General features: G+C 72.5%; 7 protein-coding genes. All 7 read left to right on the top strand.

What is annotated here, in order from left to right; all coding sequences use genetic code 11:
• Nucleotides 1-150 precede the first annotated feature (150 nt).
• Genes TsocGM_RS12205 through TsocGM_RS12175 form a run of 7 tightly spaced genes read left to right on the top strand, consistent with a single transcriptional unit; the run spans nt 151 to nt 16429 of the window.
• Nucleotides 151-7941: a type I polyketide synthase gene (locus tag TsocGM_RS12205; protein ID WP_126725653.1), complete on the top strand. Its 7791-nt coding sequence runs from the start codon at nt 151-153 to the stop codon at nt 7939-7941.
• Entirely contained in the window at nt 7938-12770 is a 4833-nt protein-coding gene (locus TsocGM_RS12200; protein ID WP_158633515.1) for a type I polyketide synthase, read from the top strand. Before TsocGM_RS12205 ends, TsocGM_RS12200 begins: the two co-directional genes overlap by 4 nt.
• Entirely contained in the window at nt 12767-13039 is a 273-nt protein-coding gene (locus TsocGM_RS12195; protein ID WP_126725651.1) for an acyl carrier protein, read from the top strand. Before TsocGM_RS12200 ends, TsocGM_RS12195 begins: the two co-directional genes overlap by 4 nt.
• A 14-nt stretch (nt 13040-13053) precedes the next feature.
• On the top strand, nt 13054-13908 hold the full coding sequence (locus TsocGM_RS12190) for an alpha/beta fold hydrolase (protein ID WP_126725650.1): 855 nt from the start codon (nt 13054-13056) through the stop codon (nt 13906-13908).
• The gene (locus tag TsocGM_RS12185) at nt 13905-14693 is read left to right on the top strand and encodes an SDR family NAD(P)-dependent oxidoreductase (RefSeq protein ID WP_126725649.1); all 789 of its coding nucleotides are present in this window, start codon (nt 13905-13907) and stop codon (nt 14691-14693) included. Before TsocGM_RS12190 ends, TsocGM_RS12185 begins: the two co-directional genes overlap by 4 nt.
• A gap of 23 nt (nt 14694-14716) precedes the next feature.
• Nucleotides 14717-15547, top strand: coding sequence for a class I SAM-dependent methyltransferase (locus TsocGM_RS12180; RefSeq protein ID WP_126725648.1), 831 nt, complete (start codon nt 14717-14719; stop codon nt 15545-15547).
• A gap of 39 nt (nt 15548-15586) precedes the next feature.
• Nucleotides 15587-16429: a class I SAM-dependent methyltransferase gene (locus TsocGM_RS12175; RefSeq protein ID WP_126725647.1), complete on the top strand. Its 843-nt coding sequence runs from the start codon at nt 15587-15589 to the stop codon at nt 16427-16429.
• The last annotated feature ends 2 nt before the right edge of the window (nt 16430-16431 follow it).

Genomic DNA, 16431 nt, shown 5'->3' with positions numbered 1-16431 from the left:
AACTTCGCCGAAGCCCCGGGCCGCTCCCGGTCGCGGGCCGATCCTCGGGGGCGAGCCGGACGGCGTCAAGGCGGTGTCCGAGGTGATGAGCAACGCGAGAGGAGGCGGCGTCCCGACGCGGTGGGTGTCGCCTGGGGGAGCGCCGTCTCGATGAACATCTGCGTGCCTCGCGTGCTCGTGGTGGCCCCGGGAGGGGGGGAGGGAGCCGGGCTGATCGCGGCGGCCGGTCGGGCGGGGGCGCTGGGGATGCTCGACCTCTCGTCGATCGGCGGCGAGGCCGCTCGGCGAGCGTCGGCTCGCCTGGCTTCGCAGGCCGACCGACCGTTCGGGGCGGTGATGGCCTCCGATCGGATCGACGACGGTCCGTGGCCGGATCGGCTGGCGGTTGTGGCCTGCCGGGGGGATCGCCGGACGGACTGGGCGGCGGCGATCGGCCGGATCCGGCGTCGAGGCCGAATCGCCCTGGCGGAGGTGCCGGATCGTTGGTCGGCCGCCGCAGCCCGAGAGGCCGGCGCCGACGGCGTGATCGTCTCGGGGCTCGAGGCCGGGGGGCCGTGCGGCGACGAGTCGTCGTTCGTCCTCCTTCAGGGGGTGCTGGCTGATGCCCCTGGAGGCCCCCCGGTCTGGGTTCGGGGGGGGATCGGCCCCCATTCGGCGGCGGCCTGCGTGGCGACGGGGGCCTCTGGCGTGGTGCTCGATGGCGCGGTGCTCCTGGCCCGCGAGCTGCCGCTGCCGGCCGGCGACCGTGACCGCCTCACCCGCCTCGACGGCGGCGAAACCTCGGCGATCGGTCCCCAGGAAGGCCCTTCCATCCGGGTCGATGTCCTGCCGGGATCGACGGCAATCGCCCGGCTGCGCGAGGCCGCCGAACTCGGCGGAGCGGCCTGGACCCGGGCGGTCGCCGAGCTGGTGGGATGGGGGGCCGGGCAGGCCCGGCCGATCGGCCAGGATGCCGCCTTCGCCGCGACGATGGCCCGGCGCTTCGTTACCGTGGGCGGCATCGTCCGCGCGGTCGAGGAGGCGATCGACCGGGGCCGATCGCTGGCGATCGCCACCCAGCCGCTCGCGCCGGGATCGCCGATGGCCCGGTCGCTGGGCACTCGGTACCCGGTCGTCCAGGGGCCGATGACCCGAGTGAGCGACTCGGCCGCGTTCGCTTCGGCGGTGGCCGACGGCGGCGCCCTGCCGATGCTCGCCCTGGCCATGCTCCGAGGGCCCGAGGCCGCCGCGCTGCTCTCCGAGACGGCAAGCAGGCTGGGCGATCTTCCCTGGGGCGTCGGCGTCCTCGGCTTCGTCGACCCATCGCTGAGGGCCGAGCAACTCGAAGCGATCCGGGCCGTCCGTCCTCCGTTCGCCCTCATTGCCGGAGGCCGACCGGATCAGGCGGAGACGCTCGAACAGATCGGCATTCGCACGTTCTTGCACGCGCCGTCGCCCGGCCTGCTCGGCCGATACCTCCGGGATGGCGCCCGGCGCTTCGTGCTGGAGGGCCGAGAGTGCGGGGGGCACGTCGGGCCGAGGTCGAGCCTGGTCCTGTGGGAACAGGCGGTCTCGACGGTCCTGGAGGCGATCGACGGCGGGACCGTCGCCGAGCCGGCCGAGATCCATCTCCTGTTCGCCGGGGGAGTGCACGACGCGAGGTCGGCGTCCGCGGTGGCGGCGCTGGCCTCTCCGCTGGCCGACCTCGGGGTGAAGGTCGGCGTGCTTGTGGGGACGGCGTACCTGTTCACGAGGGAGGCGGTCGATTGCGGCGCGATCGCCCCCCGGTTCCAGGCCGAGGCATTGCGCTGCCGGGAGACGGTTCTCCTGCCCACCGGTCCGGGGCACGAGGTCCGCGCCGTCCCCTCCCCCTTCACCGAGCAATTCGCTGCCGAGCGCCGACGGCTTCTCCAGGCCGGCGCGTCCGCCGAGGCCATCCGGGAGGAGCTGGAGCGTCTAAACGTCGGGAGGCTCCGGGCGGCAAGCAAGGGCGTGGATCGAGTCGGAGGGGCCGGCTCCCCCCTCGTCTCGCTTGGCGAGGCCGAGCAGTACGAGCGCGGCCTGTACATGATCGGCCAGGTCGCCGCCCTGCGCGATCGGATCACCACCATTGCCGAGCTGCATGCCGAGCTGAGCGAGGGGGCCTCGGCCCGACTGGAGCGCACCGAGGGGACGGCGGTTGCCCCGGCCTCGTCCCCCTCCGACGTGGCCATCGTCGGCATGTCCGCCATCTTCCCCGGCGCGGGCGACCTGAGGTCCTTCTGGGGGAACACGCTCAAGGGAGTCGACGCGATCGTCGAGATCCCCCCCGACCGCTGGGACTGGCGGCCGTACTACGACCCCGACCCCCGGGCCCCCGACAAGGTCGTCTCCCGGTGGGGAGGCTTCCTCCCCGACGTCCCGTTCGACCCGATCCGCTACGGCATGCCGCCATCGAGCCTGCCGTCGATCGAGCCCGCGCAGTTGCTCGTGCTGGAGGCGGTCCGGGCCGCTCTCGACGACGCGGGCTATGCCGACCGCCCCTTCCCCCGGGAGCGGACGGCGGTCGTCCTCGGCATGGGAGGGGGGGCCGCCCAGGTGGCGATGGGCTACGCCTTCCGCTCGTACTTGCCGATGCTCGAATCGGTCGCCCCCGAGGCCGCCCGGGAGGCGATCGACCGGGCGTTTCCCCTGCTGCCCGAGTGGACCGAGGACTCCTTCCCCGGCTTCCTGCTGAACGTGACCGCCGGCCGAGTGGCCAACCGCTTCGACCTCGGCGGGGCGAACTACACGGTCGACGCCGCCTGCGGCTCGTCGCTGGCGGCGGCCAGCCTCGCCGTCCGGGAGCTGGAAACGGGCGCGGCCGACATGGTGATCCTCGGAGGAGCGGATACGGTTCAGAATCCGTTCACGTACCTTGCATTCAGTAAGACGCATGCGTTCTCTCCCCGGGGGCGCTGCCGTCCGTTCGACGCCTCGGCCGACGGCATCGTGATCAGCGAGGGGGTGGGCGTGGTCGTCCTCAAGCGCCTGGCCGACGCCGAGCGCGACGGCGACCGCATCTACGCCGTCATCAAGGGGATTGGCAGCTCCAGCGACGGCCGGGCCCGGGGGCTGACCGCCCCGAACGGCGAGGGGCAGCGGCTCGCCCTGGCCCGGGCCTACGCCAAGGCCGGCGTCCGTCCCTCGGCCGTCGGCTATTTCGAGGCCCACGGCACCGGCACGGCGGTCGGCGATGTGGTCGAGGTCAATGCCCTGGCCCAGTCCCTCCGAGAGGACGGCGCCCCGCCGGCGTCGGCCGTTGTCGGCTCGGTCAAGTCGATGATCGGCCACACCAAGTGCGCCGCCGGGCTGGCCGGCCTGATCAACGCCTCGCTCGCGCTCTATCATCGCGTCCTGCCCCCGACCATCGGCGTGGACGAGGTGAACCCGAAGGCCGACCTCCACGACGGCCCGCTCCGAGTCAACACGAGGGCCCGCCCCTGGCTCTCCCCGGGCGATGCCCCCCGCCTCGCCGGCGTGAGCGCCTTCGGCTTCGGCGGGACCAACTTCCACGCCGTCCTCGAGTCGTACGAGGCCGATCCGGCTCCCCGGCCCGACCCGATGGACGACTGGCCCGCCGAGTTGTTCGTCTGGCGATCGGTTGATCGATCGGCGCTGATCGACCGGATCGACCGGCTGCGAACGGCCCTCGATGCCGGTGCGTCGCCTCGGCTCCTGGATCTCTCCCACGCGCTGCTCGATCGCGTCGATCCCGAGGCCGACGACGCCCCGACCCTCGCGATCGTCGCCTCTTCGCTCGACGACCTGCGAGGCAAGCTCGGATCGGCCCGGGAGCGAATCGCCCGAGGCGACCGCTCGATCGACGACCCGATTGGCGTCCATTTTGCCGACCGGCCATCCTTCGCCCGAGACCGCGTTGCCGTTCTGTTCCCCGGCCAGGGGGCCCAGCGGCTGGAGATGCTGGGGGACCTGGCCCTGGCGTTCGAGGAGGTTCGCCTCGGGTTCGAGGCCTTCGACGCGGCCCTGCTCGAGGACGGCCGCCCGGCGATCGGCCCTCGCGTCTTTCCCCCGACGACGCTCGACGACGCCTCCCGGGAACGAGCCCGCCTCGCCCTCTCGGAGACGACCGCCGCTCAGCCGGCTGTTGGCGCAGCGAGCGTCGGGATGCTTCGCCTGCTCTCGGCCCTCGGAATCGAGCCGGGAGCGGCCGGCGGGCACAGCTTTGGCGAACTGGTCGCTCTGCATGCCGCCGGCGCGATGGACGTCGGCGCGTTGGCCCGGCTTTCCGAGGCCCGGGGCCGCGTGATGGCCGAGGCCGCCGGGCCCGAGCCTGGCGCGATGGCCGCCTTGCTCTGCGATGCCGACCGTGCCTCCTCCCTGATCGCCGACCTCGATGGCGTCGTCCTCGCCAACCGGAACGGCCCGAGACAGTCGGTGATCGCCGGATCGAGGGACGCCCTGAACCGGGCGATCGACCGCGCCCGAGGCGCCGGCGTCCGTTGTGTCGACCTGCCGGTCGGCGCTGCCTTCCATTCGCCGATCGTCGCCTCCGCCGCCGGCCCGATGGCCCGGCTCGCCTCGGAGGCGATCGCCTTTCCCCCGGCCTTGCCCGTCTTCTCGAACCTCGACGCCGCTCCGCATCCGGCCGACCCGGCCGAGATCGCCCGTCGCCTGGGGGATCACCTCGCCGCTCCCGTCCGGTTCGACGAGATGATCGAGGCGATGTATGCCTCGGGGGTCCGCGTCTTCATCGAGTGCGGCCCGGGGGTGACGCTCTCCGCTCTGGTCCGCTCCATCCTCGCCGATCGCCCCCACCTGGCCGCCTCCTGCGATGCCCCGGGCCGCCCCGGCATCCCGACCCTGCTCTCGGCGGTCGCCCGGCTCCTCGTCGCTGGCGTCGCTGTGACCCGCCCTTCCCGGCTGACGGGGCGTCGCGGGCCGAGGCCGATCGATCTCGATCGGCTGCCGCTGGGGGCTCCCGAATACTCCCCCTCCACCTGGCTGGTCAACGGCAGCCGAGCCCGGCCGATCGGAGGCCCCGAGCCGGCCCGGCTGGGCATGGCCCCGGAACTCCTCGGTCTGCCGGATCGCTCGTCCCCGGCGGCGTGCCCGAGCGTCGAGCAGGGGAGGCCCGGCTCGAACGGGGGACGCTTCGCCTCGGCTGGGGGGGAGGCCGACGCTCCTCCGGCCCCGCATCCGGCCGTCGCGAACGGGCACGCGGATGGAGCCCGCAACGGGCATCCTCCTCGCGAGCCGTCCCGGCTGGCGACCTCCTCCCTCCCGGATTCAACACGATCGCCCCGCGCCAACCCTTCCCGGATCGAGCCGATGAGCCCTCGCCCCGGTACCGAACCCGGCGCCCGGAATGGGCACGCCTCAGCCCTCGATCGCCTTCGATCCCAGGCCTTCCGCGATGACGCTCCGACGGACGACGTGGCCCGAGCCTTCCAGTCCTTCCAGGAGACGATGCGGTCCTTCCTCGAGGTCCAGAAGGCGACCATGATCGCCTACCTCTCCGGCCGGCCCCCGGCCGAGCCCTCGGAGGGAGCGCGGCGATCGCGGATCGAGCTCGACGGCAACGACGTGCTCGATCGCTTCGATCGGTTCGACGGAGGCGAAGTCTCCCCGGAGGCCCCTCCTCCCGGCCCGGTCGACCTGCCGCTCCAGGAGAGCGACGAGAGGCCGAAGGATCGGCTCCGAGCCGGGGGATCCGCCCCAGTCCCAGCAGAGCCGGTTCCGACCCCAACTCCGACCCCGGCCCCCGCGCCGTCGGCCGGCGACCGGGAGGCTCGGACGCCCCGGGAACGCCCCGAGAATCGACGACCTGGACCGGCCGGGTCGAACGGACAGGGCTCGTCGTCGGGGGTTCCCATCGATTCCTCCCTCCCGACGGCCGAATCGGCCTCCCCGGGCGCGTCGGTTTCGGAGGTCCTGCTGCGAATCGTCCGGGACCGCACCGGCTATCCGATCGAGATGCTCGGGATGGGGCTCGACCTGGAGGCGGATCTCGGCATCGACTCGATCAAGCGCGTGGAGATTCTCGGTACCCTGCGCGATTCGGTCGACGGCCTCGGGGCCCGCTCCGGCTCCAGCCTCATGGACTCCCTTTCCCGAGCGAAGACGCTCGGGGAGATCGTCGCTCGGGTCGAGTCGGCCCTCTCGGCGGGAGGGGGAGCGGAGTCGGGGAGACCTGCCCGAGGGACGGCCGGCCGGGCCGAACAGGAGAGGGGCGCGGAGCGGCTCGCTCCCAACGGCTCGAGCGTCGGCGGTGGCGAGCATCCCGACCGGGAAGGGGAGGCGGGCTCGGCAGGCGTTGACCCGATCGGCGACGCCCAGCGGCCCGGTCCCGATCGCCGTCCTCCCGCCGCATCGCCGGCCCGGTTGCGGAGGCTTGTGCTGGAGCCCATCCCCGCCGACCCCCCATCGATCCGGTCGGGGCTCGCCTCCGGCGGTGCCGTCCTCGTCACCGAGGACGGTCGAGGCGTCTTTCGGAGGCTCGCCAACGCGCTGAGGGCTGGAGGACACCCGGTGGAGGTGGTCGATCCGGGCTGGGCCGACCTGGATTCGCCGTCGTCGATCTCGGACCGTCTGGACCGGGTGCGCGCGAGTGCACCCATCTCGGGCATTATTCATGTGCAACCGCTCGGCGATGCGGAGCCGGCCCGGATCGCCCCGGCCGCCCGACCCGGGGAGGCCCTCCGGCGCCTGTTCCTGCTGGCCCGGGCGTCGGCCGACGACCTCGAACGTTCCTCCCGATGCGGCGGCTCCTGCCTGATCGCCGCGACGGCGATGGGAGGGGCGTTCGCCTCGGTGGACTCAATCGGGGCCCCGGTCGTCCCCGCTCACGGAGGGGTCGCCGGGCTGGTCAAGACCCTGGCGAGAGAGTGGCCGGCGGTCCGGAGCCGGGTCGTTGACCTCGATCCGAGGGAGCCGGCCGAGGTCCTCGCCGACCGGCTGGCGGCCGAGGCGTTCCTCGACGACCGCTGGGCCGAGGTCGGCTACCTGGCCGGCCGCCGGATCCGGCTTCGGGCCGTCGAGCGGGCGCTCGACCGTCGACATTCTTGTATCGAGATTGGTGAAGGTGACCCGATTCTAATTACCGGAGGCGCCCGGGGGATCTCGGCCGCCGTCGCCAGGGAGCTGGCCCGACGCTGGCGGCCGAGGCTTCTTCTCGTCGGATCGAGCCCGGTGCCGGAGGGGGAGGAGGACCCCGAGACGGCCGGCCTGGTCTCGGCGGCCGACCTGAAGAAGGCCCTGCACCGCCGTCTCGCCCGGGGAGGCCGACACGTCTCCCCGGCCGATCTTCAGGAGGCCTACCTCGCCCTGGTCCGCTCCCGAGAGATCCGCTCCTCGCTCCAGGCGATCCGAGACGCCGGCGCCGAGGCGCACTACGCCCGGGCCGATGTCCGGGCTCCCGCCACGCTCCAGGCCGTGATCTCCGGCTGGCGAGAGCGGTTCGGCGAGCCGGTGGGACTGATCCACGGCGCGGGAGTGATCCACGACAAGCTGCTCCGCGAGAAGTCTCCGGAATCCTTCGATCGGGTCTTCGGCACCAAGGTCGGCGGCGCGATGAACGTGATCCGATCGCTCCGGGGTGATGCCCTGAAGTTCGCCGCCTTCTTCTCTTCGATCGCCGGACGATTCGGCAACGAGGGGCAATCCGATTACGCCGCGGCCAACGACGCCCTGAACAAGCTGGCCCTCTGGCTCGACCGCCGATGGCCGGGGAGGGTGCTCTCGGCCAACTGGGGGCCCTGGTCGGGGATCGGCATGGTGTCCGACCTGGAGGGGCACCTCGGCCGTCGCGGGCTGGGGATGATCGACCCGCCGTCGGGCTGCTCCGCCCTGCTGGACGAGCTGGAGTACGGCCGCAAGGGAGAGGTCGAGGTGATCCTGTCGGGCGACCTCGGGACGCTGGACGGGCCGCTCCCCGCCGCCGGGCCGATCGCCGAGGAGTCCCCCCAGGGGGTGGCGCGATGAGTCGAGGCCCGCGCCCCCTGGACGTGGCGATCGTGGGGATGGCCTGCCGGTTCGCCGGCGCCCCCGACCTGTTCGCCTTCTGGGAGGACGTCCTCGCCGCCCGCCCGTCGATCCGAGACGTCCCCCCCGGACGCTGGGATGCCGACCTCTTCTGCGATCCCGATTCGAGCGATCCCGACCGCGTCTCCGGCCGTCGCGGCGGATACCTCGCCGAGCCGATCCTCCTCGACGCGACGGCGCTCGGCGTGATGCCCCGGACGGTCGAGGGGGGGGAGCCGGAGCAGTTCCTCGTGCTCGACGCCGCCCTGTCCGCCCTGCGGGACGCCGGCCTCGGCGGCGGCGTTCCGGACGGCAGTCGGGTCGAGGTGGTCATCGGCCGGGGGAACTACTTCAACCGGGGGAACCTGACGCGCCTCCAGCATGGTCGCGTGCTGGCGCAAACACTGGCAATCCTCCGCGCGCTTCATCCCGAGTGGACCGAGGCCGAGCTCGACGCGGTTCGAGAAGACCTTCGCTCCTCCCTCCCTCCCTTCGAGTCGGCGACGATCCCCGGCCAGCTCACGAACGCGACCGCCGGCCGGGTCGCCCACCGGCTTGGCCTGGGAGGGACGAGCCTCGTCGTCGACGCGGCCAGCGCCTCGGCCCTGGTCGCCCTTGATCTGGGAGCGCGCTCGCTGGCCTCCCGCCGAGCCGACCTGGCGATCGTGGGAGGGGTCTACGCGGAGGCGGATGTCGATTTTCCGATGGTCTTCTCCCGGCTCGGGATTCTCTCTCGGTCGGGGGTGCCCCGGCCGTATTCCGAGGAGGCCGACGGCCTGGTGCCCGGCGAGGGGGTGGGCGTGGTCGTCCTCAAGCGCCTGGCCGACGCCGAGCGCGACGGCGACCGCATCTACGCCGTGCTCAAGGGGGTCGGGCTGGCCAGCGACGGCCGGGGCCCCGGCCTGTCCTCGCCGAGCGCTCGGGGCCACGTCCGGGCCATCCGCCGGGCCTACCGGCGGTCGGGGGTCGATCCGGCTTCGATCGGGCTCATCGAGGGGCATGGGCTCGGCATCCCCGCGGCCGATCGGGCCGAGCTGCTCGCCCTGCGAGCCGTCTTCCCCCCCGCTGGGCCGGGCGAGGGCCGGGTGCTCGGCGCCTCCTCCGCGCTGGTCGGCCACGCGATGCCCGCCGCGGGGATGGCGGGCCTCATCAAGGCGGCGCTCTCGCTTCATCACCGAGCCCTGCCCGCCAGCGGAGGGACGGGTCGGCCCCATCCCCGGCTCTCCCGCTCCGGCGGCCGCTTCGAGCTCAACCCCGTCACCCGGCCCTGGGTCGGGGGCGGTCCCTCCCCCCGACGGGCCGGCGTCAATGCCTTCGGCTTCGCCGGGATCAACGCCCATGCCATCCTGGAAGAGCACCCGTCGTCCGACGGCGACACCCCCGGGGCCCTGCTGCGGTGGCCTGACGAAGCCATCCTCCTCGGGGCCGACGACCGCCGCTCCCTGGCCGATCGCGCCCGACGGATCGCCGATCGACTCCGGGGCCGTCCCGACCTGGAGCTCAAAGACCTGGCCGCGACGCTCAACGGTCAGGCCGTCCGATCCGGCGCGCCGGCCCGGCTCGGGCTGGTGGCCCGATCGATCGCCGACCTGATCGATCGGCTCGAATCGGCCGCCCGACGCCTCGACGAACCCGGGCGCGCCGCGATCCGGGATGCCCGAGGCACCTACTACTGGGAACGGTCTTCCGGAATGCCTGGCGGCCTCGCGTTTCTGTTCCCCGGCGAGGGCTCTCAGTATCCAGGCATGCTCGCCGACCTCTGTCTGCATTTCCCCGAGGTCCGCGCTCTTTTCGACCGGATCGACCGCATGGCCCGGGAGTCCGGCTCGATCGCCCCGCCCGCCTCCCGGCTCTACCGGGCCGGGCCGGACGGGGACCCCGGGCTCTGGGAGGCCGGGACGGCGGTGCACGTCGTCCTCGCCTCGCAATGGGCGCTCTATCAGTTGTTGATGCGGCTTGGGCTTCGGCCCGACGCCGTTTGCGGCCACAGCAGCGGCGAGTTCCCGGCCCTGGTCGCCTCGGGAGCCATTCCCGAGGACGACCGGCTCGAGCACCGGCTCGGCGAGCTGGCGGCCGTCTTCGCCGGGCTCGAGCGATCGGGGAGGATCCCCGAGGCCCTCCTCCTCGGCGTCGCCTGCGACCGGGCCCGAGTCGAGGCCGAGCTGGGAGGAGAGGCCGGCTCGGTGGCGATCGCCGCCGACAACTGCCCGCACCAGGTCGTGCTCGTTGGCCCCTTCGACGCCGTCCGGGCGGTCGAGGCCCGCCTGCGAGCCTCCGGCGTGGCGACCGAGGACTTGCCGTTCGCCCGAGCCTATCATTCCCCGGCGTTCGCTCCGGCCGTGGGTCCGATCCGATCGTTCTTCGACACGCTGGAAGTCGGGCCTCCCTCGGTGCCGGTCTATTCGTGCTGCACCGCCGGCCGGATGCCCGGCGATGCCGAGGAGGTCCGCCGCCTGGCCGTCTCGCAGTGGACGAGGCCGGTCGAGTTCCGCGGGACGGTCGAGGCGATGCACGCCGACGGCATCCGCGTGTTCGTCGACGTCGGCGCCCGAGGCAACCTCGCTGGCTTCGTCGAGGACTCGCTCCGGGGACGAGACGCCTTCGCCGTGGCCGCGAACCTGCCCCGGCGATCGGGCCTGACCCAGCTCAACCACCTCGTCGCCTCCCTCTTCGCCCGAGGACTCGCGCTCGATCCCGGCGTGCTCTACGCCCGGAGGCGTCCGGCCCTCGTCGACCTCGACGCCGATCCCGCCCCCCTCCCCGTCACCGTCCCGCTCCGGCTCGACTTCCCGGCGATGATCCTCTCCGACCGGCTTGCCTCCCGCCTCGGGGCACGAGCCTCGGCCGATGTCCGGGAATCGATCGCGATGGCCGGCCCGACCCCTCCCGATCGCCTCGAAGGAAGCGGCGAGCCCGAGGAGGAGCCGATCCGACAGCCCTCCCGGCGTTCTCTCCGCGAAGCGGCTCGAGCGGGAGGGCGCTCCCCGGGATCGGGCCTGGTCTCCCGGGACGATTCGCCCTGGTCCGAGGCCGAGGCCCCGGCGGTCGCAACGCTCCCGCTTCTTTCGACGGCCGATCTCGAGCCGGCCCGGGGACACTCGACCGGAGGCGGGCCGATCGTCTCGTCGATCGTCCTGGAAGCGACGGGAGACCCGGTCGCGGAGCACCACACCTTCGGAGGGAGGCGGATCTCCGAGGTCGATCCCGACCTGAAGGGCCTGCCGGTGCTGCCGTTCACCGTCATGGCGGAGATGCTTGCCGATGCGGCCGCCCGGCTCCGGCCGGGGGAGGCACTGGTCGGCCTTCGGGACGTGAGGGCCAGGCGTTGGATCCGATACGAAGCCGACCCGATCCGGCTCGACGTCGCGGTCGAGCCCGACCCGGACCGCCCCGGAGAGGTGCTCGCCCTGCTCTCCAATCGCGGACCGGCCGGGGGCGAGCCCATCGATCGCGACCAATCCGAGGTCGAGGCCGTCGCCCTCTTCGCCCCGACCCGGCGGGAACCGCCCGATCCGATGCCCTTCGACCTCGGCCCCGACGCCGAGCCGAGCCGGTTCACGGCTGAATCCATGTATGGCGAACAGTGGCTGTTCCACGGGCCGGCCCTGCGAGCGGTGGTGGGGGTCGGCTCGGTGTCCGATCGGGGGATCGAGGGCACGATCCGGGTGCTCCCCCGCCGGGCGTTGCGCAGGAAGCCGGACGACCCGAGGCCGATCACCGATCCGATCGTCCTCGACGCCTTCACCCACCTCCTCGGCCTCTGGGGCCTGGAGCGCCTGGCCGAGGGAGACGTCCTCTTCCCGCTCCGCCTGGGGGAGCTGGCGATCTTCGGCGACGACCCGCCGGAGGGCACCGACGTGTCGTGCCGGATCGTCATCAAGGAGGTCGACCGGCTCCGGGTCCGGGTCGATGCCGAGCTGGTCCGGCCCGACGGCCTTGTCTGGATGCGCCTGACCGACTGGGAGGACTGGCGATTCTACTGGCCCCCTCGCTATCGAGACGTGTTTCGGATGCCCAACCGCGTTCTCGTCGGCGAGCCGCTTGACCTGCCGGGAGCCCCTCCGGACGCGGTGGCCGTCTGGTTGCAGCCGCCGCTGGACATGGGGAGGCCGATCTGGCGAGACGTGCTGGAGCAGATCCAGCTCTCCCCCGAGGAACGGGCCGGCTGCCTGCGCCCGGTGGGGCCCGAGGAGCGGAGGACCCTCCGCCTCTGGGGGCGGATCGCCGCCAAGGAGGCCGCTCGGAGACTCTGGCTCGCCGAGGGTGGGCCTGCCGTCTATCCGGCCGACCTGACCATCGAGCCCGACCCGACCGGCCGGCCCCGGCTCCGCTCCCGGCTCGAGCCGGAGCGGGACGACCTGCCGGCCGTCTCCATCGCGCATACTGAAGGAGTGGCGGTCGGGCTCTCCTGCCGCGATCCCTTCGCGTTCGTCGGGATCGACGTCGAGCCGATCGTGCCGAGATCGCCGAGCTTCGAGGACCTCGCGTTCTCCCCGGCCGAGCGGTCGCTGCTGGATCGGTTCCCGCGGGAGGATCGGGCCGGGTGGATTGCCCGACTCTGGTGCGCGAAGGAGGCCCTCGGCAAAGCGACCGGCCTGGGGATGATCGCCGGCCCGTCGAGCGTGGCGGTGGTGGACGTCGACCCCGATTCGGGCCGGCTCGCCGCCCTCCTCGGCCCCGACCTGGAGTCGAGGTGCCCCGGACTGGCGGGCGGGCCGATCGCCGTGGGATCGGCCATCCGGGGTGAATATGTCTATGCGTGGGTCGTGATGGGGAGCGATCGGCGATGAGCGAATCCGAGATCCTTGACGACCTCGGCCGAGTTCTGTCCGACTTCCAGGGCCGGGAGTACTCCGGCCCGATCGGGCCGGAAACCCGGTTCTTCGAGGACCTTGGCCTGGCCTCGATCGACGCGGTCGTGCTCGGCGAGGCCCTCCAGGATCGCTACGGCCGCCCCCTCCCCTTCGGCGAGCTGATGGCCGAACTCGGCCGGAGAGAGGATCGCGACCTGAGGGTCGGAGAGCTGGCGGCGTTCCTGGCCCGACACCTCGGCGGCTGATCGGAGATTCACCCATGCCGAAGATCCCGGTCAACGGGCTCACCCTGCATCTTCAGCAGGCCGGCGACGGCCCGGACGTGATCCTGATCCACGGGGTCACGGGAGACCTCTCCATCTGGTACCTCTGCCGGGCGATGGTCGAGCTGGCGATCGACCACCGCGTGACCGCGTATGACCTTCGCGGCCACGGATACAGCGAGGTCGCTCCCTCCGGCTACTCCTCCGCCGATCAGGCCGCCGACCTGCTCGGCCTGATGGACGCCATCGGCGCCGATCGGGCCCGCCTCGTCGGCCACAGCTTCGGCGCCGTGATCGCCGCCCACGCGGCGCTGCTGGCCCCCGACCGCGTCGAGGCCCTCGTCCTGTCCGACCCGTACTTCCCCGCCCTCCGGCACCTGGAAGACGTCAGCCGCTGGGGCCACTGGCAGGCGTTCCGAGAGGAGGCGGCGGGGGCCGGTGTCACACTCTCCGATGAACACTGGTACGACCTCGGCAAGTTCTTCGATCAGGTGCTCCACCTCGATGATTCGGGGATGCTCCGCTTCCGGCGAGCCGTCGGCCTGCCCGCCACCGAGCGTCTCCTCCGCCTCGGCCGCACCTCCTGCGGCGAGGACACCAAGCGCGACGCCGGCCTGACCGCCGACCGCCTCTCCTCCATCGCCGTTCCCACCCTGGCCCTTTACGGCGAGGCCTCCCCCTTCCTCGCCACGGCCGACTACCTGGTCGAGCATCTGCCCGACTGCCGCCTGGCCCTCGTCCCGGGCGCGAAGCATCGCGCCCCGCAGGAGAATCCGGACGGATTCCTGGGGGCGCTTCGCGAGTTCCTCCAGTCGATCGGCTCTCCTCCGGTGCCGGGAGGCGTCCGATGAGCGGCCGGGTTTCCGGGGCGATCCTTCTCACTGGGGCGGCTCACGGCATCGGCCGGGCCACGGCCCTCGCGCTGGCGAGCCGAGGATACGCCCTCGGCCTGATCGACCGCGACGCGGAGGCGCTGGCCGGGGTCGTCGGAGAGATCGGGGAGCGCGAGGGCGCCCTCTCCTTTCGAGTCTCGGATGTGACCGACCTCGACGCGATGCGGGAGGCGGTTCTCGGCGTCGAGTCGGCCGTCGGCCCGACGGGGACGCTGGTCGCCTGCGCGGGGATCGGCAGCCTGACCCTGCTGCCCGACCTTGATCCGGCCGCCCTGCGGGCGATGCTCGACGTGAACGTGGTCGGCGTGGCGAACGCGATCGCCGCGGTCCTGCCCGGGATGATCGCGCGGGGAGGGGGCCACGTCGTCGGCATCTCCAGCGTGGCGGGCGTTCGGGGCATGCCGTGGATGGCCTCATACTCGGCCTCGAAGGCGGCATTGACGACCTACCTCGAAGGGCTCCGCCCGGCCCTGAAGCGTCGGGGGGTCTCCGTGACGACGGTCTACCCGGGCTTCGTTCGCACGGCGATGACCGAGGGCACGCCGTTCCGCCGCCCGGTTCCCATGCTTGAGCCCGAGCAGGCCGCCGCCCAGCTCGTCCGGGCGATCGAGCGACGGCCGCGCGACCTTGCGTTCCCGATGAGCGCCGCCCTCGGGATGGGCCTGCTCCGCCGCCTGCCGAACCGCGTCTACGACCGGATGATGGACCGCGCCGGCCCTCGGGCGCTCACGGTGGACTTCTGATCGATTCGATTCCTGGTGTCGTCATGGCAGGGCCGATGGCCGACCACCGTTCATCCCCTTCCCGGGCTTCCTCCGCGATCGGCCCGCTGCTGCGCTGCATCGGCTGCGCGACGATGGTCGGAGGCGAGTCGTCGTGCCCGTCCTGCGGTCGGGCGTACCCGAGCCTGGGGGGAATCGTCGAGGCGATCGGCCCGCTCTCCGGGCGGAATCGGATCACCGAGGCGTTCTACGGCGGCCCTTCCTGGGAGCGGTTCCGTCCCTGGGAGCGGCGCTTCCTCGCCTTGCAGGGAGGGAATCGCCGGGCTCGGCGGCCGATCCTGCGGCACCTCCCGGCCTCGGCAACCGCCCGGCTGCTGGAGGTCGGCATCGGCGACGGAGACAACCTCGAATTCCTCCCCGCCGGCTGGGACGTCTTCGGGGTGGACCATACCCGTCGTCGCCTGGAGGACTGCCTCCGCCGCTTCCCCCGCATGGCCGGCCGGCTGGCGAGGTCCGAGGCCGAGGCGCTCCCCTTCCCGGACGCGACCTTCGATGCAAGCCTGTGCGTGGGAGGGTTCACCATGTTCGGCGACCACGCCGCCGCTCTCCGGGAGATGAGGCGGGTCACCCGGCCGGGCGGCCCGGTGGTCGTCGCTGACGAGGTCCCCTGGCTCTGCCGGGCGGGGATCGGCCACCTGATCGGCGTCCCTCGCCTCGACCTGCACTGGCTCCGGCTGCTCGGCCTGGAGCGCGAGTTCATCGAGATGGTCTTCGAGCTGCCCCGGAACCTCGACGAGATCGTTCTCGCCGAGCTGCCGGGGGCCGATCGGCGTCGCATCTGGGGCGGCCTTGGCTACTGCGTCGTCCATCGGTGACCGGCCCGGGGAACGTCTCAAGCCTCTTGAGGGGTGATCATGACCATGACCATCGATCTTCCGGTCGATCGGCGGCAGGACGAGCTCTGGCGCTGCGTTTCCTGCGGCGGCGACGCCCGGGCCGCCAGCGGGGACGGGCCGATCCGCTGCGACTCCTGCGGGTTCGAGTACGCGATCCGGGACGGAGTCGTCGTCGTCCGAGAGGGCAGCTCGGACAACAACGAGATCGCCCGGACCTTCTACGACGGGCCGCTCTGGCCGAAGTTCCGCTTCTGGGAGTGGTTCACCTTTGTCTGCCTCGGCGGCGAGCGTCGCGCCCGGGGCCAGATCCTGCGGCATCTCCCGGAGGCCCCCGGTCTGAGGCTGCTCGACGTGGCGATCGGGGATGGCGTCTACCTGCCTTGGCTTCCCCGGGACTGGTCGGTCGTCGGCATCGATGTTTCCTCGGTCCAGCTTCGCAACTGTCAGCCGAGGATCGCGGACCGAGACGTGACGCTCGTGCTCGGCGAGGCGGAATCGCTCCCGGTCCGCGACGATCGCTTCGACGCGGCCTTGAGCATTGGCGCGTTCAATTATTTCAACGATCCCGAGCAGGCCCTCCGCGAGATGGTCCGGGCCGTCCGGCCGGGCGGCACCATTGTCGTCGCCGACGAGGTGCCCGACCTGACCGACTACCTCCCGCTCCGCAAGCTGGGCCTGGCCGGCGTGGAGCGCTGGATGGTTTCCCGCCTGATGAGGCTCGGCGACGACTTCGCCGAGATGGTTCAGCGGTATCGGACACTCGACGTCGAGGGGATCGCCCGCCGAGTCCTCCCGGATTGCGAGTACCGGACGATCTGGCGGGGCATGGGTTACGTGGTCGTCGGTCGCGTTCCGGGCTGAGC

The sequence above is a fragment of the Tautonia sociabilis genome (assembly GCF_003977685.1).
Lineage (GTDB): Bacteria > Planctomycetota > Planctomycetia > Isosphaerales > Isosphaeraceae > Tautonia > Tautonia sociabilis.
This window is presented reverse-complemented; position numbering and strand designations above follow the sequence as displayed.

Bases quoted from the DNA above. Each gene is read 5' to 3' on its own strand.
- TsocGM_RS12205 (WP_126725653.1), top strand. From the start codon at position 151: ATGAACATCTGCGTGCCTCGCGTGCTCGTGGTGGCCCCGGGAGGGGGG.
- TsocGM_RS12200 (WP_158633515.1), top strand. From the start codon at position 7,938: ATGAGTCGAGGCCCGCGCCCCCTGGACGTGGCGATCGTGGGGATGGCC.
- TsocGM_RS12195 (WP_126725651.1), top strand. From the start codon at position 12,767: ATGAGCGAATCCGAGATCCTTGACGACCTCGGCCGAGTTCTGTCCGAC.
- TsocGM_RS12190 (WP_126725650.1), top strand. From the start codon at position 13,054: ATGCCGAAGATCCCGGTCAACGGGCTCACCCTGCATCTTCAGCAGGCC.
- TsocGM_RS12185 (WP_126725649.1), top strand. From the start codon at position 13,905: ATGAGCGGCCGGGTTTCCGGGGCGATCCTTCTCACTGGGGCGGCTCAC.
- TsocGM_RS12180 (WP_126725648.1), top strand. From the start codon at position 14,717: ATGGCAGGGCCGATGGCCGACCACCGTTCATCCCCTTCCCGGGCTTCC.
- TsocGM_RS12175 (WP_126725647.1), top strand. From the start codon at position 15,587: ATGACCATGACCATCGATCTTCCGGTCGATCGGCGGCAGGACGAGCTC.